General features: G+C 60.7%; 4 protein-coding genes. All 4 read left to right on the plus strand.

From position 1 onward, the window contains the following. Positions 1-64: 64 nt before the first annotated feature. The 4 genes from HBO11_RS24745 (at position 65) to HBO11_RS24760 (ending at position 21,689) form a co-directional block, all read left to right on the plus strand. Positions 65-1,714, plus strand: coding sequence for a cyclic peptide export ABC transporter (locus tag HBO11_RS24745; protein WP_169954766.1), 1,650 nt, complete (start codon positions 65-67; stop codon positions 1,712-1,714). A gap of 188 nt (positions 1,715-1,902) precedes the next feature. Beyond that, positions 1,903-9,780 carry a non-ribosomal peptide synthetase gene (locus tag HBO11_RS24750; protein ID WP_169954767.1) on the plus strand — a complete coding sequence of 2,626 codons (7,878 nt, stop codon included), beginning with the start codon at positions 1,903-1,905 and terminating at the stop codon, positions 9,778-9,780. Further along, positions 9,781-13,113 carry a non-ribosomal peptide synthetase gene (locus HBO11_RS24755; protein ID WP_169954768.1) on the plus strand — a complete coding sequence of 1,111 codons (3,333 nt, stop codon included), beginning with the start codon at positions 9,781-9,783 and terminating at the stop codon, positions 13,111-13,113. After that, positions 13,113-21,689: a non-ribosomal peptide synthetase gene (locus HBO11_RS24760; RefSeq protein ID WP_169954769.1), complete on the plus strand. Its 8,577-nt coding sequence runs from the start codon at positions 13,113-13,115 to the stop codon at positions 21,687-21,689. The genes HBO11_RS24755 and HBO11_RS24760 overlap by 1 nt, the downstream gene beginning before the upstream one ends. Positions 21,690-21,734: the final 45 nt, after the last annotated feature.

Below are 21,734 nucleotides of genomic sequence, written 5' to 3' on the forward strand. Positions count from 1 at the left end.
AACCTTCGCGCGCAGGCCTTCACTTGCCCACAGCACGTAGCCACGTCGCGATCGAGGTAGTTTCATGACCGCAGCACCGCGCAGCGCCATTCGCGAACTCTTGAGCCTGCTCAAGCCCTATCGACGGATTGTCATTTCTTCCATCACCCTGGGCATCGTCGGCGGCCTCAGCGTCACCGCGCTGCTGGCCACGGTCAACCGCGGCCTGCACAGCGCCGACGGCATGGGCACCGGCGTGGTCCTGGCCTTCGCCGGGCTGTGTCTGCTGGCGTTGCTCAGCAGTATCGGCGCCGATATCGGCACCAACTTCGTTGGGCAGAAGGTGATTGCCAAACTGCGCAAGGACCTCGGCGCCAAGGTGCTCGCCGCGCCCATCGAGCAGATCGAGCGCTATCGCACCCACCGCCTGATCCCGGTGCTGACCCATGACGTGGACACCATCAGCGACTTTGCCTTCGCCTTTGCCCCGCTGGCGATTTCGACCACGGTGATCCTGGGCTGCCTGGGCTACCTGGCGGTGCTGTCCTGGCCGATCTTCCTCATGACCCTGCTGGCCATCGGCATTGGTTCGGCGGTGCAGTTCGTGGCCCAGAGCAAAGGCATCAAGGGCTTCTACGCGGCCCGTGACGCCGAAGACAACCTGCAAAAACACTACTCGGCGATTGCCGAGGGCGCCAAGGAACTGCGCATCCACCGCCCGCGCCGGCACGCCATGCACACCCGCAATATCCAGGGCACCGCCGACCATATCTGCGACACCCATATCCGCTCGATCAATATTTTTGTGATCGCCAAGAGCCTGGGCTCGATGCTGTTTTTCGTGGTCATCGGCCTGGCGCTGACCCTGCAACAGTTCTGGCCCAGCTCGGACCCGGCGGTGATGAGCGGCTTTGTCCTGGTGCTGCTGTACATGAAAGGCCCGCTGGAAAACCTGATCGGCAACCTGCCGATCATCAGCCGCGCACAAATCGCCTTCCGGCGCATTGCCGACCTGTCGGAGCGTTTCTCCTCGCCGGAACCGCACCTGCTGCTCGATGACGCCGACAAAAGCGTGCCGGTGATGAAGCACCTGGAACTGCGCAACGTGCAGTACGCCTTCCCGCCCGTGGAAGGCAGCGAGCCATTCAAGCTGGGGCCGGTCAACCTGAGCATCGAGCCTGGGGAAATCCTGTTTATCGTCGGCGAAAACGGCTGCGGCAAGACCACCCTGATCAAGCTGCTGCTGGGCCTGTACACCCCGCAGCAAGGCGAAATCCGCCTCAACGGCCTGCCCGTGGACGCCCTGGGCCTGGACGACTACCGCCAGATGTTCACCACGATCTTTGCCGACTACTTCCTGTTCGACGACCTGGTGCAGAACGACAAGGCCCTGCCCGACGACGCCACCCAATACCTGGAGCGCCTGGAGATCGCGCACAAGGTCAGCGTGCGCGATGGCGCGTTCACCACCACCGACCTGTCCACCGGGCAACGCAAGCGCCTGGCCCTGGTCAACGCCTGGCTCGATGAGCGCCCGGTGCTGGTATTTGACGAGTGGGCGGCCGACCAGGACCCGACCTTCCGGCGGATTTTCTACACCGAGCTGCTGCCGGACCTCAAGCGCCTGGGCAAGACCATCATCGTCATCTCCCACGACGACCGTTACTTCGACGTCGCCGACCAGTTGGTACGCATGCAGGCCGGTCGCGTCATCAGCGAAAAAGCCTGCGCCTGACCTCCCTCCCCCAGGAGCCGGCGTGCCGGCGATGGCTGCCTCAAGGCATGCGATGAAGCCACGAGCCTCATCGCCGGCAAGCCGGCTCCTACAACGCCTCCCGCCGGCTATTGCGCCTAAATCTGATCGATCGAACTTCGTCTTCCTGACACAGCTTATTTCCTCTGCCGACGGCGACGAGATCGATCATGAACCAATTGAACCAACTTCCCGACGACGACCTGCTGGCCCTGTTGCTGGCCGATGAAGCCGGCGCCGGGCAGTCCATCCAGAGCCTCGCCGGGCATGACCCGGTACCGCTGTCGTTCGCCCAGCAGCGCCTGTGGTTCCTGCAACAGTTCGATCCCCAGAGCCATGCTTACAACCTGCCACGGGCGATTGCCCTCAAGGGCCCGGTAGACGCGCGCGCCCTGGAAGCAGCGCTGAACCGGGTGATCGACCGCCACGATATCCTGCGCACCGCCTTTCGCGACACCGACGGCACGCCGCTGCAAGTCATCGAGCATGATGCGCGGCTGACCCTGCTGGAAGAGGACCTGAGCGCCCTGGACAGCCAGCAGCGCGACCTGCTGCTGCAACAGCGTATCCGCCAGCACGCCACCCAACCCTTCGACCTGCGCCAGGCGCCGCTGATTCGCAGCAGCCTGCTCAAACGGGCCGAGCAGGACTACGTGCTGCTGCTCAACATGCACCACATTGTCTCGGACGCCTGGTCCAACCCGATCCTGATCCACGACCTGGCCAGCGCCCTCGGCCAACCGGGCCAGGCCCTGCCGCGCCCGGCCATCCAGTACGCCGACTACGCCCAATGGCAGCGCCAGGACTACCCGCAGACGCCGCAACACAGCGCAGCCGCGCAGTATTGGAAAGCCTGCCTGGGCGACGAAATCCCCACCCTGGAGCTGCCTCGCGAGCGCCTGGAAAAGCCCGCCGGTGCCGGCCATCATCGGCACGCGTTGCCCGCCCACCTGAGCGAGCGCCTCCAGACCTTTTGCCAGCAACAGGGCCTGACGCCTTTCGTGGTGCTCCTGGGTGCCTGGCAGTTGCTGTTGGGGCGCTACAGCGGCCAGGTCGATTTCACCGTCGGCGTGCCCAACGCCACCCGTAACCAGGCGCAGATCCAGGACCTGGTGGGCTTTTTTGTCAGCAGCCAGGTGTATCGCGCGCGGCTGGCGCCCGAGCAAACCTGCAGCGCGTTCCTCCAGGGCCTGCGCCAGCAGTCCCTGGCCGCCCTGGAACATGCCGACTACCCCATCGAGCTGATCCTCGAAGACCTGCACCTGCAACGCAGCCCCCAGGCCAACCCGCTGTTCCAGACCCTGTTCAACTGGCGCGTCGGCGCCGCGCAGGAGGAGGCCCTGCACCTGGGCCCGCTGGAGCTGAGGTTTATGGACAGCCACCCGCTGCAGGCCAAGTTCGACCTGTCGCTGGACGTGGAATACAGCCAGCAGCAGATCACCGCGCATTTTGAATACGACGCCGCTTGCTTGCGTCCGGCGACCGTCGCCACCCTGGCCGGGCACTGGCAGAACCTGTTGCAGGCCATGATCGAGCAGCCCCATGCCCTGATCGGCGAACTGCCGATGCTCAGCGACCAAGAGCGTGGGCAGCAATTGGCGCAGTGCAATGCCACGGCCGTCGACTACCCCGATGCAGCGCCTGTGCACGTGTTGGTCGCCAAGCAAGCCGAACGCCAGCCACAGGCTGTCGCCGTGGTGTTCGGCGACCAGCAACTGACCCTGGACCAGCTCAATCGCCGCGCCAACCAACTGGCCCACAAACTGCTGGAACTGGGCGTCGGCCCCAACGTCTGCGTGGGCCTTGGCCTTGAGCGCAGCCTGGAGATGGTCATCGCCCTGCTGGCCGTGCTCAAGGCCGGCGGCGCCTATGTGCCGCTGGACCCGGCCTACCCCGCCGAACGCCTGGCCTACATGATCAACGACAGCGGCATCGGCCTGCTGCTGAGCCAAAGCAGCCTGGCATTGCCCGCCCCTGACAGCCTGCCGTCCCTGAGCCTGGACCAGGACAGCGACTGGCTGGAAGGCTATGACAGCGCCAACCCCCAGGTAACGGTCAGCGCCGACAACCTGGCCTACATGATCTACACCTCCGGCTCCACCGGGCAGCCCAAGGGCGTGCAAGTGCGTCATGGCGCCCTGACCAACCATATGCTGTGGATGCAGGGCGAACTGGGCCTGAGCGCTGCGGACCGGGTCTTGCAAAAAACCGCCTTTAGCTTCGACGCCTCGGTGTGGGAGTTCTGGCTGCCATTGCTCAACGGTGCGCAGTTGGTCCTGGCTTCCAGCGAGCTGGCCGAAGACCTGTCAGTGCTGTGGTCGCAAGTAGCCGCCCAGCGCATCAGCGTGCTGCAAATGGCGCCTTCCCTGCTGCAAGCCTTGCTCGCCGATGAACAGGGCGCACAGATGCAATCCCTGCGCCTGCTGCTGCTCGGCGGCGAAGCCCTCGGCACCCCGCTGGTCGCACAATTGCGCGAACGCTGGAACGGCCGCCTGTGCAACCTTTACGGCCCAACCGAAGCCACCATCGACAGCACCTTCTTTGATGTCCAGAGTTTGCCCGAGGGTGCCATTGCCCCTATCGGCCGCCCCATCGCCAACGTGCGCACCTACCTGCTGGACCACGACCTGCAACTGTGCCCCATGGGCACCAGCGCCGAACTGCTGATCGGCGGCGACTCCCTGGCGCAGGGCTACCACCAGCGCCCGGGGCTGACCGCCGAACGCTTTATTCCCGATCCGTTCGCAGGCAACGGCGCGCGCCTGTATCGCAGCGGCGACCTGGCCCGCTACCGCGCCGATGGGGTCATCGACTACATCGGGCGCATCGACCATCAGGTCAAAATCCGCGGCCTGCGTATCGAACTGGGGGAAATTGAAGCGCAACTGCTGCAACACGAGGCGGTGCGCGAAGCCGTGGTCATCGCCCACCCAACCCTGGGCGGCGCGCAGTTAGTGGGCTACGTGGTGCCGACAGCGCTGGCAACGGACACTGCCCGCCAGGACGCCTTGCGCGAGACCCTCAAGGCCCACCTCGGCGAACACCTGCCGGACTACATGGTCCCCGGCCACCTGCTGATCCTCGCGCAACTGCCCTTGACCCCCAACGGCAAACTCGACCGCAAGGCCCTGCCCGCCCCCAACGCGAGCCAGGCCCTGCACGCCTACGTAGCCCCGCAGAACGAAGTGCAACAGCGTATCGCCAGCATCTGGCAAGACGTACTCAAGCTGGAAAAAATCGGCCTGAACGACAACTTCTTCGAACTGGGCGGCGACTCGATCATCTCCATCCAGGTCGTCAGCCGCGCGCGCCAGGCCGGTATCCACTTCACCCCCAAGGACCTGTTCCAGCACCAGACCATCCAGGGCCTGGCCAGCGTGGCAAAAAACCACGGCCAGGGCCTCGCAATCGATCAGGGCCCGGTCACAGGCCCAGCCCCGCTGCTGCCGATCCAACACCTGTTCTTCGACACCGACATCCCCGAGCGTCACCACTGGAACCAATCAGTCCTGCTCAAACCCGCCACCCCCCTGGACCCGCACCTGCTGGAACAGACCCTCAACGCCCTGATCCACCACCACGACGCCCTGCGCCTGAATTTCACCCAGGCTGAACACGGCTGGCACGCCGAATACCGCCCGAGCACAACCTCGGTGCTATGGCAAACCCGCATCGACGACACCACACAGTTGCACTCGGTGGGCGACGAAGCCCAACGCAGCCTCAACCTGCAAGACGGGCCGTTGCTTAGAGCGGTGCTGGTCAGCCTGGGGGACGGTAGCCAGCGTTTGCTGCTGGCTATTCATCACCTGGTGGTGGACGGCGTGTCGTGGCGGATTTTGTTTGATGATTTGCAGACCGTGTACCGGCAGGTAGAGGCGGGTCAGGCGATTGAATTGCCGGAGAAGACCAGCGCTTATAAGGCGTGGGGGGAGAAGTTGCGGGGGTATGGGTTGAGTGCGCAGTTGCAACCCGAACTGGCCTACTGGGAACAGCAACTGGAGACTGCCAGCCACGACCTGCCGCAAGCCAATCCTGAAGGCAAGCAACGGCACAGCCAGGCGACGACTGTCGATATTCAACTGAGCAGAACCCTGACCCAACAACTGCTGCAAGTCGCGCCCGCGGCCTACCGCACGCAAATCAATGATCTACTGCTGACTGCCCTGACCCGTGCGGTCAGCCAATGGACCGCGCGCGACAACGTCCTGATCCAACTGGAAAGTCACGGCCGCGAAGCCCTGTTCGATGATATCGACCTGACTCGCACCGTCGGCTGGTTCACCAGCCTGTACCCGGTCAAGTTGACCGCCCATCAGGACTTGGGCGAAGCAATCAAACAGGTCAAGGAGCAACTGCGGGCCATTCCTGACAAAGGCATTGGGTTTGGCGTTCTTCGCTACCTGGGCGACGCCCAGACTCGGGAACGCCTCGGCGCATTGCCCGTGCCGCGCATTACCTTTAATTACCTGGGCCAGTTCGACGGTAGTTTCGACAGTGCCGACGGCGCGCTGTTTTTTCCCACTAGCGAGGAACGTGGTGCCGAAAAAAGCGCCGAAACGCCTTTGGGTAATTGGCTGACTATCAATAGCCAGGTCTATGACAACCAATTGAGCATGGGCTGGACCTTCAGCCATGAAGTCTTCCCTGTCGAGGCTATCCAGAACCTCGCCAACAACTGCCTGCTCGCGCTCGAGCAGTTGATCACGTATTGCTGCGATACCAATCATCAAGGTGCAACCCCCTCGGACTTTCCATTGGCCGGGTTGAGCCAGGCACAACTGGACACTCTGAGCATTCCAGTCCAGCAGATCGAAGACATCTACCCGTTGTCGCCCATGCAGGAAGGCTTGCTGGTGCACACGCTGCTGGAAAAAAACTCTGGCATTTACTTCATGCAAGAGTGCTACACCATCAAGGAAACGCTGGACTATCCACACTTCGAGGCGGCCTGGCAGCAGGTGGTGCAACGCTATGAAGCGATTCGGGCGTCATTCCTGTGGAATACCGGCGGTACGCTTTTGCAAGTCATCCACAAAAACAGCAGCGTGCAGGTCGAACGCGTGGACTTGAGCCATGTGCCAATGGACCGGGTGCAGGCGCAAATCGAACACCTGCTCAAGGTAGAGCGGGAAACCGGCTTCGATCTCGCCTTGCAGCCTCCGATCCGCTTCAAGCTGATCCTGCTGGCCGACCAGTCCCACCGGTTTGTCATGAGCAACCACCATATCCTGCTGGATGCCTGGTGCCGCTCGTTGTTGATGTCGGACTTCTTCGAGATCTACCATGCCAGGTTGGCAGGCAAGCCCTGTGAGCTGGCCACGCCCTACCGCTTCCGCGACTTTATCCAATGGTTGCAACACCAGGATCGCACGGCCGCCACGACGTTCTGGCAAGACCAACTGACAGGCTTGGAACACACCACGTCACTCCCGGTGGATCATCCGCAAGTGGCTGCGCACTCGGTGTCGGTGATTGGCGACAATTACACCTGGCTCAGCCAGCAAGACAGTACTGCGCTGCAAGAGGCCGCGACACGCTACCACCTCACCCTCAACACCTTCGTCCAGGCGGCCTGGGCCTTGACCCTGCATAACCACAGCCGCTCGCGGGACGTGGTGTTCGGTGTCACGGTCTCCGGCCGCCCAGCGCATATTCCCGAGATGCAAAATACCGTGGGGCTGTTTATCAACAGCGTACCGTTGCGGGTCGCTATCCCTACCCCGGACAGTCAACTCAGCACCCTCGCCTGGCTGCAAAGCATCCTGCACAAGAACGTGTCGCTGCGTGAATATGACTACCTGCCCCTGGTCAACATCCAGGAGTGCAGCGAGATCCTCAAAGGCCAGCCCCTGTTCAACAGCCTGTTCGTCTACGAGAACGCGCCGATGGAAGACTCCGTCGGCCAGGACGCCCAGGACATGGGGGTGATCTCCGAATCCTCACGGACTCACACCAACTACCCGGTGACCGTGGTGGTCTACCCGAGCGACAAGGTGGGCCTGCACCTGTCCTACGACACCCGTTTCTTTGAACGCTCGACCATGGACAGCCTGTTGGAGGAGTTCAAGCAATGGCTGGTCGCCCTGCGTCATCACTTGCATCAGCCGTTAGCCCAGATCACGCTGCTTGATCCCACGCGCCTGGGCGACTGGGTCCTTGAACACAACCAATCGCAGGTACCCCACGACCTGCAGCGCTCGTTCGTCGAACAGTTCGAGCACCATGTCGATGCCAGCCCACAGCGTGTGGCGGCCATGTGCCGGGACCGCAGCTGGACCTACGAGCAACTTGACCACCACGCCAACAGCCTCGGCCACCGTTTGATTGAGCGCGGCGTGGGCCTGGACCAACCCGTGGCATTGCTGGCAGATCGTGACCTGGAACTACTGGCGATGATTGTCGGCACCTTCAAGGCCGGTGCCGGCTACCTGCCGCTGGATCCGAGCCATCCTGCCGAGCGGATCAAGAACATCCTGCACCTGAGCAAGACACCGCTGCTGGTCTGCACGGCCAAGTACCGTGAGCACGCCCAGACGCTGCTTGCCGAACTGGCCGCCAGCGCTCCCGGTCATACCGTGGGCCTGCTGGTCTGGGAAGATCTGCCACCCAAGCACGCCAACCAGCAACGTCCTGGGCGCTACAGCGGCCCGAAAAACCTGGCCTATGTGATTTTTACCTCGGGCTCCACCGGGCAACCAAAAGGGGTCATGGTGGAACAGGCCGGCATGCTCAATAACCAGTTGAGCAAAGTGCCGTACCTGCAACTGACCGACCAGGACATCATTGCCCAGACTGCTTCTCAGTCGTTCGATATTTCTGTCTGGCAGTTCCTCACCGCACTGCTGTGCGGCGCCCAGGTGTGTATTTTTGCCGACGATATTTCGAAGAACCCACAGGCACTGCTCACACAGGTTAAAGAGCAACGCATCACCGTACTGGAAATTGTCCCGGCGCTGATCCAGGCGCTGCTGACCGAACAACACAGCGACCTTCCCGACCTGCGCTGGCTGCTGCCGACGGGCGAAGCGCTGCCAGCAGAAACCGCCGCCGACTGGCTGGCACGTTACCCAGCGATCAAGCTGATCAACGCCTACGGCCCGGCTGAATGCTCTGATGATGTGGCGTTCTACGACATTGACCCGGCCTCGACTCAACGCACCTACATCCCGATCGGTTACCCAACCGACAACAATCGCCTGTATGTGCTGGACGACGACCTGTCGCCGATCCCCACCGGGGCAACGGGTGAAATCTGCATTGCCGGCGTCGGCGTAGGGCGCGGCTACTGTGGCGACCCGGTACGCACCGCCACCAGCTTTGTGCCCAACCCCTTTGCCCTAGTGCCGGGGGAGCGCCTGTACAAAAGCGGTGACCTGGCGCGCCGACGCAAGGAAGACGGCGCCCTGGAGTACCTGGGGCGTGTGGACCAGCAGGTAAAAATCCACGGATTCCGTATAGAGCTGGGAGAGATCGAGGCGCAAATCGCGCTGTTCCCCGGGGTTCGCGAAGCGGCCGTACTGGTCGGCGAGAACCCGCTGGGCAAGCAGTTGATTGCCTATCTGACCCTGGAAGAAGGTGACACTCACTCAGGCATCGATGCGCTGCGGGCCTTCCTCAAGGCCCGCCTACCGGCCTACATGATTCCTGCCCAGGTGCATGTGCTGGAGCAGATGCCACGCAACCCCAACGGCAAGCTCGACCGCAAGGCTCTGGCCTGCGTAGACGTGCAAAGCGAAGCCCAGGAACACCGTGAACCGCAAAGCGGGTTGCAGAGCGACATTGCCGATATCTGGCGAGCCGTGCTGAAAACCCAGCGTATTGGCCTGGATGACAACTTCTTTGCCCTGGGCGGCAACTCGTTGCTGGCCACTCAGGTGACATCCCGAGTGCACCTGAACCTGGGGATCGAGGCGCCACTGGCGACGATTTTCGAAAGTGCCTCGCTGCAAGACTATGCATCCCGTATCGAACCCGCTGGCGGACAAACCCCTGATGACTCATTGAATGATCTGTTCGATCTGCTCGATGTGCTGGAGACCCAATAAATGCAAGCCAATGCCCTGAACGACTTGATTGACCGTTTTATCAAGTTGCCAGTTACCCAGCGCAAGACCCTTTATGAACAAATGAACGCAAAGGGTATGAGTTTGTCGCGCCTGCCGATCCCACAAACCCGGCATGCCTTCGCGCAAATACCTTTGTCGTTTGCCCAGGAGCGCCAGTGGTTTCTCTGGCTGCTGGACCCTGCCAGCGCTGCCTATAACCTGCCGACGGCATTACGCCTACGTGGCCCGCTGGACATCGATGCGCTACAACGCAGCTTCGATACCCTGATCGAGCGGCACCAGAGCCTGCGCACCCGGTTTGTCGAAGAGCCGCAGGGCGTGATGCAGGTGATCGAGCCGCGCAGCGCAATGGTCCTGGAAGTCACGAGCGAACATAGCGCCACGGATAGCTTGATCAAGGACTTCGTCGAGCACCGGAGTCGTCAACCCTTCGATTTGCGCAACGATCAGTTGCTGCGGGTGACGTTGCTGCGCCTGGCCGACGATGATCATGTATTGCTATTGGTCCAACACCATATCGTCTCGGATGACTGGTCGATGCACCTGATGGTCCAGGAGTTGGTGCAGCTATACGGTGGCTATTCCCAGGGCCTGTCCGTCGAACTGGAAGCACTGCCGATTCAGTACACCGACTACTCGATCTGGCAGCGCCGCTGGATGGAGGCTGGGGAAAGTGAACGCCAACTGGCTTACTGGAAGGGCCAACTGGGCGGCGAACAACCGGTCCTGGAGTTGCCTACTGATCGCTCGCGACCCGCCGTGCAGAGCTATCGCGGGGCGAACATCACAGTCACGGTTCCCACGGCGCTGGCACAACAACTCAAGCAGCTTGCCCAGCAGAGCAATGTGACGCTGTTCATGCTGCTGCTCGCCTCCTTCCAGGCACTTTTGCACCATTACAGCCGCCAGGCCGACATTCGTGTCGGCGTGCCCGTGGCCAATCGCAACCGGGTTGAAACCGAGCGCTTGCTGGGCTTTTTTGTTAACACCCAAGTGCTCAGGGCGCGCTTCGATGAACCGCTATCCTTCAGCGAGCTGTTGGCCCAGGTCAAGCAAACTGCGCTTGAGGCCCAAGCCCACCAAGACCTGCCCTTCGAGCAACTAGTCGAAGCCCTGCAACCGGAACGTAACCTGAGCCTCAACCCTTTGTTCCAGGTAATGTTCAACCACCTCAGCGAACATCAGGGCGCTGCCGCCGGTGGGCCGTCATCACCTTCCACCTTGCACGTCGAGAGCCTGAGCAGGGAGCACCAGACCGCGCAATTCGACCTGACCCTCAACACCTTTGAATCGGCACAGGGTCTGTCTGCAACGCTGAACTACGCCACCGACCTGTTTGACGCCAGCACCATTGAGCGCTTTGGGAAACATTGGCTGAACTTGCTGGAACGCTGCATTGCAGCGCCGCAGCAGCCTATCAACACCTTTTCGTTACTCAGCGACGCGCAGCAGCAGAGTCTATTTGGCTGGAACCATACCGCTACGGCCTATCCCCTTGAGCGTTGTATTCACCATTGGATCGAACAGCAAGTCGAGCGTACTCCCGACGCGACAGCGCTGATTTTTGACAAGCAGCGACTGACTTACGCCCAACTCAATCAGCAGGCCAACACGTTGGCCCACCGCCTGATCGAGCATGGCGTAGGTCCCGACGCGATGGTGGGCATTGCGCTCGACCGCAGCCTGGAAATGGTCGTTGGCCTGCTGGCCATCCTCAAGGCCGGCGGCGCCTATGTGCCACTGGATCCTGAGTATCCGAGCGACCGCCTGGCCTACATGATGCAGGACAGCGGCATTACCTTATTGCTCAGCCAACAGTCCGTGCTCGATACCCTGCCAGTCCCTGCAAACGTTCTCACACTGTGCCTGGACGAACCGGCTGCGAACACTTACGCCAGCACCAATCCCACGGTCTGCCTTGACCCGCAAAACCTGGCGTATGTGATCTACACCTCCGGCTCGACCGGCATGCCCAAAGGTGCAGCTAACCGGCATTGCGCACTGGTCAACCGCTTGTGCTGGATGCAACAGGCGTATGGCCTCACTGCGGACGACACGGTGCTGCAGAAAACCCCCTTCAGCTTTGACGTGTCAGTGTGGGAGTTTTTCTGGCCGCTGATGACTGGCGCTCGCCTGGCGATTGCTAACCCTGGAGACCATCGTGATCCGGCCCGACTGATCGAGTTGATCAATCAGCATCACGTCACCACCCTGCATTTCGTGCCGTCGATGCTTCAAGTGTTCCTGGCCGATACGCAGGTGTCCCAGTGCAGCGGTTTGCAACGTATCGTGTGCAGCGGCGAAGCACTGTCAGTCGATGCCCAGCGACAGGTGTTCACCAAATTGCCGAACGCGAGCCTGTATAACCTCTATGGCCCGACCGAGGCCGCCATCGACGTGACCCATTGGACTTGTCATCAAGAGGCTAGCAGCAGCGTACCGATAGGCCGGCCTATCGCTAACCTCAGTACGTGGGTCCTCAATGCAGAGCTGGCGCTTGTCCCTCCTGGCGTAATCGGCGAGCTGTACCTCAGTGGCGAAGGCCTTGCCCGGGGTTACCACCAACGACCGGCGCTGACTGCCGAGCGCTTTGTCGCAAGCCCCTATGCCAAAGGCGAACGCCTTTACCGCACCGGCGACCTGGCGCGCCAGCGTCCCGATGGGGTTATCGAATACGTCGGGCGTATCGACCATCAAGTGAAAATTCGTGGCTTGCGCATCGAGCTGGGTGAAATCGAGGCACAGTTGCTGGCGCAAAACGAAGTGCATGAAGCGGCCGTGCTGGCCGTTGAGACCGCCATCGGCTTGCAACTGGTCGGGTACATCGTTCCCGCTTCGGACAGCGACGCCACAGCCCTGCGCGACATACTCAAGGCTCGTCTCAAGGCGCATCTGCCGGAATACATGGTGCCGGCACACTGGCTTTTCCTCGACCAATTGCCTTTGAGTCCGAACGGCAAACTGGAGCGCAAGGCACTGCCAAAACCTGACGCCAGCCAGGTACAAAAAACCTACGTCGCGCCCAATAGCCCTTTGCAACAGCAAATAGCCCAGATCTGGCAGGACGTGTTGAAAGTCGAACCTATCGGTCTTGAAGATCACTTCTTTGAACTGGGCGGACATTCGCTGCTGGTCGTAAGTGTGGTTTCGCGCTTGCAACTGGAACTGGGCATGCAATTGACGCCGCAGTTGATGTTCCAACATCCGACCCTGGGCGCGTTTGCCGCACAGCTTGAGCAGCAGGCCGGGCCTGTCAGCGCGCAGAAGCTGGACAAGCTTGAAGCCTTGCTCGATGAAATGGAGGAGTTCTGATGGATAAGGCTGTCGCCGCCCGCATTGCCCGGCGCTTCATCACCCTGCCCCTGGAAAAGCGCAAGCTGTACCTGGAGAAAATGTTGGCTGAAGGGGTTTCACCCGCCAATCTCCCAATCCCAGAAGTGCAGTCGGCCTTCGAGTCAGTCCCCCTGTCTTTTGCCCAGGAGCGCCAGTGGGTGCTCTGGCAACTGGACCCTGACAGCTGTGCCTATAACATTCCCACGGCCCTGCGCCTCAACGGCCCGCTGGACGTTGCTGTACTGGAACAAAGCTTCAATGCCTTGATCGCCCGCCACCAGACGCTACGTACTACGTTTGCAACTGGCGAAGAACGGCCACTGCAAGTCATTCATCTGGAAATGCCGCTGCAGATTCAACAGAGCACCGCCAAGACATTCGATGAAACAGCGATCAAAGCGTTTATCCAGGCCCAGGCCTACCAACCGTTTGATTTGCAGGAAGGCCCACTGCTGCGTGTCGCTCTACTGCAATTGGGTGACCACGATCATGTGTTGGTACTGACCCAGCACCATATCGTCTCCGATGACTGGTCGATGCAGGTAATGGTCAACGAGTTGATCACTCTGTATTCCGCCTTCCAGCAGGGCCTGGCAAGTGCATTACCTGAGCTGGCAATCCAGTACGCCGACTACGCCATCTGGCAGCGTCACTGGATGGAGGCCGGGGAAAGTGAGCGCCAACTGAACTATTGGAAAGACCAATTGGGCGGCGAGCAACCCGTCCTGGAGTTGCCCACCGATCATCCAAGACCCGCTGTGCAGAGTTTCCGGGGAGCGAACATCAAGGTCACGCTTCCGGCAGCACTGGAGCAGCAGCTCAAGCAGCTTGCCCAGCAACACAGCGTGACTTTATTCATGTTGTTGCTCGCTTCGTTCCAGGCGCTGCTACATCGCTACAGTCGCCAGGCCGACATTCGTGTGGGTGTACCCGTCGCCAACCGCAACCGGGTGGAAACCGAGCGTTTACTGGGTTTTTTCGTCAACACTCAAGTGCTCAGGGCGCGCTTCGATGAACCGCTGTCCTTCAGCGAGCTACTGGCCCAGGTCAAGCAAACCGCACTGGATGCCCAAGTCCATCAGGACTTGCCCTTCGAGCAACTGGTCGAGGCCCTGCAACCGGAGCGTAACCTGAGCGTTAACCCGCTGTTCCAGGTGATGTACAACCACCTCAGTGAGCATCAGGGTAGTGCAGCCACTGGAGAGTTTTCGCCGTCCTCGTTGCACATCGAAGAGATGACTTGGGGCAATCGCACCGCGCAATTTGATCTGACACTCAATACCTTCGAGTCGACGCAAGGGCTTTCGGCGACCCTGAACTATGCCAGCGACCTGTTTGAAGCGAACACCATTGAACGCCTCGGGCAGCATTGGCTGAACCTGCTCGAACGCTGCATCGCCGCGCCACACCAACCTATCGCCAGCCTGTCGTTGCTCAGCGGGGCTGAACAGCAGCAGATCTTGCACGATTGGAATAACACCACCTCCTTCTACTCGGGTGAGTGTTGTACTCACCAGTGGATCGAGCAACAAGTGGAGCGTAACCCTGAAGCCGTGGCCGTGACCCATGGCCTTACAACCCTGAGCTATCGCGAGTTGGACGCCCGGGCCAACCAACTGGCCCACAAGTTGATTGAACTCGGCGTTGGCCCCGAAGTTCGGGTTGGCGTAGCCATGCAACGTTCCGATGCGCTGATCGTCGCCTTGCTCGGTGTGTTCAAGGCCGGCGGTGCCTACGTACCGCTGGATCCCGAGTACCCTGCCGATCGCGTTGCCTACATGCTGGAAGACAGTCGCGCCCAAGTCCTATTGACCGAAGCCGAGCTACTCGCCGACCTGCCCGACACCAGCGCGCGAGTGTTACTGATGGATCAACTGGCTGAATACCCGAAGACCGTACCGATCACCCAGGTCACCGCAGACAATTTGGCCTACGTGATCTACACCTCAGGCTCCACCGGCAAACCAAAGGGCGTGGCAATTGCTCATCGCAATGTGCTGGCGCTGATCCATTGGTCGCAGCAAGTTTATAGTCGCGAGGATATCCAGGGCGTACTGGCCTCCACTTCGGTGTGCTTCGACCTGTCTGTCTGGGAAATCTTTGTCACCCTGGCCAATGGCGGCTCGATCGTCCTTGCCCGCAATGCCCTGGAACTACCGGACTTGCCGGCCCGCGACCAGGTCCGCCTGATAAACACCGTGCCATCGGCGATCAATGCCCTGCAGCGAGCCGGACAAATCCCTGACAGCGTGCACATCATCAATCTGGCCGGCGAACCACTGAAACAGTCGCTGGTGGATAGCCTCTACCAACAAACCACGATCAAGCACGTCTTCGATCTTTACGGCCCGTCCGAAGACACCACCTACTCCACCTGGACTCGCCGCGAGGCCGGCGGCCAGGCCAACATTGGCCGGCCTTTGCATAACACCCAAAGCTATCTGCTCGACGCCGACCTGCAACCGGTGCCCACCGGGGTGGCTGCTGAACTGCACTTGGCCGGTGCAGGGATTACCCGAGGCTATCTCGGCCGGGCAGCAATGACGGCGGAGAAATATGTACCTAACCCGTTTTCCACTACGGGTGAACGGCTGTACCGCACCGGCGACCTGACCCGTTATGGTGCCGATGGCGTCATAGAATACGTCGGGCGCATCGACCACCAAGTTAAGATCCGTGGATTGCGTATCGAGCTGGGTGAAATCGAAGCTCGCTTATTGGCGCAAGAAAGCATTCGCGAAGCCGTCGTCCTAGCCCTGACAGTCACCGAAAACCTGCAACTGGTCGCTTATGCCACCACCGCAGGCCCCCTTGGCGACGGGGCAGCACAGGCACAACTGCGTGACACCCTCAAACGCCAACTCAAGGAAAGCCTGCCTGAGTACATGGTGCCCAGCCACTGGGTGTTCCTGGCCAACCTGCCTCTGACGCCCAACGGCAAACTCGACCGCAAGGCCCTGCCCACGCCAGATGTTAGCCAGGCCCTGCACACGTATGTGGCGCCGCAAAACGATCTGCAACAGCGCATCGCCGATATCTGGCAGGAAGTGCTCAAGCTGGAAAAAATCGGTCTGAACGACAACTTCTTCGAACTGGGCGGCGACTCGATCATATCTATCCAAGTGGTCAGCCGCGCGCGTCAGGCCGGCATCCACTTCACCCCCAAGGAACTGTTCCAGCACCAGACCATCCAGGGCCTGGCCAGCGTGGCGAAAACCCATGGACAGGACCTCGCGATCGATCAGGGCCCGGTCACAGGCTTGGCACCGTTGCTGCCCATCCAGCACCTGTTCTTCGACACCGACATCCCCCAGCGTCACCACTGGAACCAGTCGGTCTTGCTCAAACCTGCCACACCCCTGGACCCACAATTGCTGGAGCAGGCCCTAGACGCCCTGATCCAGCACCACGATGCCCTACGCCTGGGTTTCACACAGGCTGAACATGGCTGGCACGCCGAATACCGCCCGAGCACGGTCTCGGTGCTATGGCAAACCCGGATTGACGACACCACGCAATTGCAGTCTTTGGGTGACGAAGCCCAAAGCAGCCTGAACCTGCAAGAAGGGCCGCTGCTGCGAGCGGTACTGGTTAGCCTGAGCGATGGTAGCCAGCGCCTGTTGCTGGCGATCCATCACCTGGTGATCGATGGCGTGTCCTGGCGCATCCTTTTCGATGACCTGCAAAGCACCTACCGCCAATTGCAAACGGGCCAGGCTATCGCTTTGCCAGAAAAGACCAGTGCCTACAAAACCTGGGGCGAGAAGTTGCAGGCCTACGGCCGGCATGAGGTCCTGCAGCAGGAACTGGCCTACTGGGAACAGCAACTGGACACAACCAGTCACGACCTGCCTCAGGCCAACCCTGAAGGCAGCCAGCGGCATAGCCAGGCGACTACCGTCAATGTCCAACTGAGCAAAGCCTTGACCCAACAGTTGCTGCAGGTAGCTCCTGGCGCCTACCGCACGCAGATCAACGACCTGCTCCTGACCGCCCTGACCCGTGCTGTCAGCCAATGGACCGCCCGTGAAAACGTACTGATACAGCTGGAAAGCCATGGCCGCGAAGCATTGTTCGATGACATCGACCTGACCCGCACCGTGGGCTGGTTCACCAGCCTGTACCCGGTCAAGTTGACCGCCCACTCTGACCTTGGCGACGCCATCAAGCAGGTCAAGGAACAACTACGGGCCATTCCCGAAAAAGGCATTGGTTTTGGTGTTTTACGCTACCTGGGCGACACTCAGGCTCAGGCACGCCTGGGTGCATTACCGATGCCGCGCATTACCTTCAACTACCTGGGCCAGTTCGATGGCAGCTTCGACAATACCCAAGGTGCGCTGTTTTCCCCGTCGGGCGAAGCACAGGGGGCTGAAAAGGACAATGAAGCCCCCCTAGACAACTGGCTGACCGTCAACAGCCAGGTCTACAACAATCAGCTGAGCATGGGCTGGATCTTCAGCCTCGACGTTTTCCCTGTCGAGGTTATCCAGACCCTCGCCAATAGTTGCCTGCAAGCACTGGAACAACTGATTGCCTACTGCTGCGATACCAGGCATCAAGGCGCCACGCCGTCTGACTTCCCGCTAGCCGGGTTGAGCCAGGCACAACTGGATACACTGAGTATCCCGGTCCGGCAGATCGAGGACATCTACCCTCTCTCGCCGATGCAGCAAGGCATGATGTTCCACACCCTCGAAGCGTCGGAGGCTGCGGCTTACATCAATCAGACAGCAGTACCGGTCAGTGGCCTGGATATCGCGCGTTTTACCTGCGCCTGGAATACCGTCATCGAGCGCCATGAAATCCTGCGTACCGGCTTCTGGGCCGCCAGCCATCTGAATGAGCCGCTGCAACTGGTGTTCAAAACCGCCGTCCTGCCCCTACGGGTTCTTGACTGGCAGGAGCGGGAAGTCTCGGCGCAAGACCTGCAAGGACAAGTCGAAGCCGACAGTCGTGAAGGCTTCGACTTGCTCTGCGCGCCCCTGATGCGCCTGACGCTGGTCAAGTTGGCGGCCGAAAAGCTCTACCTGATTTGGACTAACCATCACATTCTGCTAGACGGCTGGAGCAGCTCACGCCTGCTCGCAGAAGTGTTCGAGGTCTACAACGGCAAGTCCCAGAGCCACAAACGCGGCAAGTACCGCGACTACATTGCCTGGCTGCAAGCCCAACCGCAGGCATCGCTGGAAACGTTCTGGAAGCACAAGCTGCAAGGGCTGAATGGCCCTACCGTGCTTGCCAATAGCCTGTCTCCGCGTCCCGGCCAGGAAAACGACGGTCATCAGGCGCTCTATCTCAACTGGGATGCGCAACAAACCCTGCGTTTGAAAGATCAGGCGCAGCGTCTGCGCGTAACTCCCAACACCCTGATCCAGGCGACTTGGCTACTATTGCTACAGCGTTACACCGGGCAAGACAGCGTGTGCTTTGGCAGTACCGTCGCCGGTCGGCCACCAGGCCTTGCGGCCGCGGACGAGATCCTGGGGTTGTTCATCAACACCTTGCCGATCATCCAGACCCCGCAGCCGCAGCAGACGGTGGGCGACTGGTTACTAGAGCTGCAAAGCTACAATCTGGAAGTACGCGATCACGAACACGCATCACTGGCCGATGTGCAACGCTGGTCCGGCCAAGGTGGCCAGGCGTTGTTCGACAGCATCATCGTGTTCGAGAACTACCCGGTGGACGAGCGCCTGCAAGAGGCCGAGCAAGATGATCTCAGGTTCGGTGAAACCAAGAGCCAGGACGTCACTACCTTCGCCATGGACCTGGCGGTCAACCTTGGCAGTCGCCTGACCGTCGAGTTCATGTACCTACGCAACCGCTTCACCGTCCATTCCGTGGAGCAACTGCGCCGTAGCTTTGAAACCCTGTTGCTGGCCATGCTGGGCAACCCGGCGGCGACCCTGGGCAGCCTGTCCATGTTGAGCGCCGAAGAGCAACGGACGTTGTGGCAACGCAATCAACTGACGACCGAGCCCCATGGCCAACAACTACTGGCACAACAGATTTGCAGGCATGCCGACAGCAATCCCGATGCCGTGGCCGTAGCCTGCGAACAAAACCGGCTGACCTACGGCCAACTTGAGCAACGCTCCAATCGTCTGGCCCATCACCTGATCGCCCAGGGGGTGGGACCGGAAACCTTCGTTGGCGTTGCCCTGGAACGCTCGGTGGACGTAATTGTCGCCTTCTACGCCGTGATGAAGACTGGCGGCGCTTACGTCCCGCTGGATATCGACTACCCAGAAGATCGGGTGAAGTGGATTGTCGAAGACTCGACCATGGGGGTGCTGCTGACCCAGAGCCCGCTGCGCGAACGCTTCGACCAGCCGTGGGCGCCCACACTGATTGAGCTCGATACCCTGTCACTGGCAACACAGCCCGATAGCTGCCCGGCACCGCTGATCGATGCCGACAACCTCGCCTACCTGATCTACACCTCCGGCTCTACCGGCAAACCCAAGGGTGTGGCGGTCAGTCACGGGCAGATCCGTATGCACTGCCAAGCTATCGGTCAACGCTATGAAATGGATAGTGCCACCCGCGAGCTGTTGTTCATGTCGTTTGCCTTTGACGGGGCCCAGGAGCGCTGGCTCAGTACTTTGACCCACGGCGGCCAGTTGGTGGTTCGCGAAAACCGCCTATGGACTCCCGAGGAAACCTGGCACGCCTTGCACGCCCATAAGATCAGCATTGCCTGCTTCCCACCGGCCTATCTGCAACAACTGGCGGAGTACGCCCGTGATTGTGGCAAGGCGCCGCCGCCGGTACGCATTTACTGCTTTGGCGGGGATGCGGTGGCTGATGCCAACTTTGAGCTGGTCAAGCAGTCCCTCAAACCTGCGTATTTGACCAATGGCTATGGCCCTACCGAAACCGTGGTGACGCCGCTGCTGTGGAAAGCCGCCGCCAATGAGACCTGCGGCGCGGTGTACGCACCGATTGGGACACGTGTTGGCAATCGCACATTGTATGTCCTCGACGAGCACCTCAATCCTTTGCCCGAGGGAGCAGCCGGTGAGTTGTACATCGGTGGTGAGGGCGTGGCCAGGGGTTACCACCAGCGTCCGGGGCTGACGGCCGAACGGTTTGTCATTGACCCATTCGCTGCCGACGGCTCACGTCTATACCGTACCGGCGATCTGGTACGACAACGCCATGACGGCGTGATTGACTATTTGGGTCGCCTGGACAACCAGGTGAAAGTCCGTGGATTTCGCATCGAACTCGGCGAAATCGAATCCAGGCTACGGGATATTCCTGGAGTGCAGGATGCGGTCGTTGTCGCTCACGAGACAGGGGCCAGCAAGCAACTGATCGGCTACGTCGTGACGCCAGCAGATGAGGCACCTGCAGAGCGGTTGCGGGGTTTGCTCCTGGCCGATTTACCGGACTATATGGTGCCCGCGCAGATCATCCGCCTGGTTGCTTTGCCGCTTAACCCCAACGGTAAGATCGACCGCAAGGCTCTACCCGATCCGGACTTCAAGGGCCGTGAGTTTGTGGCTCCGCGCAATGCAACTGAGCACGCCCTGGCGACCATCTGGCAGCAAGTGCTGGAACTGGAAACTGTAGGCGTGACCGACAACTTCTTCGAACTGGGCGGCGACTCACTACGGATCCTCAAGGTGCTGTCCAAAGTGCGCAGCATGCCTGAGCTAGGGCTTGAACTGAAATTGCGGGACATGATCGGCAAACCGACCATTGCCGAATTGTCGGGCTTTGCCCCGGCCACCGACCTGGATCCTTTGCTGCTGCTCAATAGCCGCGTCTCCCACGCCCAACCGCTCTTTTGCTTGCATGCTGGCTTTGGCACAGTGTTCGACTATGACACTCTCGCCCGTCGCCTGGAGGGCAAGCGCAGCGTCTATGGCCTGCAATGCCGGATGCTGCTCGACCGTGATTGGCAGGACGAATCGCTGGCGTCCATGGCTATCGACTACGCCCAGTACATCCGCCAGAAACAGGCCCAGGGGCCTTATCAATTGGTCGGTTGGTCACTGGGGGGAACCCTCGCGGTACTGGTGGCTCAGGAACTGGAAAAGCAGGGCCAGGAAGTAGAGTTCCTGGGACTGGTCGACAGTTTTATCCCTTGCGCCGCCCCGGTTGCGGCCGATCTGGATTGGGGCGAAGACTTGCGTGGTTTCCTCGCAGTGATCTTCGGCCAAGCTACCGAGCACCTGCCTGTAGTGGAATTGCCCGCCGACAGCCCTCATGCGAGGCTGGAGGGCTTGATCACGGATATCCGTCAACAAGTCACCGGCCCTTCAGCGTTCAGTGATATCAGCGTCGAGGAATTGGCCCATACATTTATGGTCGCGATGAAGCTCAAGGCACTTTCCCTGGGACTGACGGCGCTGCCCCAGACACGTGCCGCAGCCAGTTGCTGGTGGGCCTGCGACGCCAGTACCCCAGACTTCGCCAACCCGGTAGCGGGCAGTGTGCTGGACGAGCGGATCGTCGCCGGGCATTACCAGATGCTCAACAACAGCCAACTGCTGCACAGCCTGCTCCAGCAATTGACGCAGCGTGAAACGGTGACCGGTTAACCTGCTACCGCCCCGGACCTGTCGTGCGGGGCGTTTTTTTGTTTG

Source organism: Pseudomonas sp. WS 5010, assembly GCF_012985565.1.
Classification (GTDB): Bacteria; Pseudomonadota; Gammaproteobacteria; order Pseudomonadales; family Pseudomonadaceae; genus Aquipseudomonas.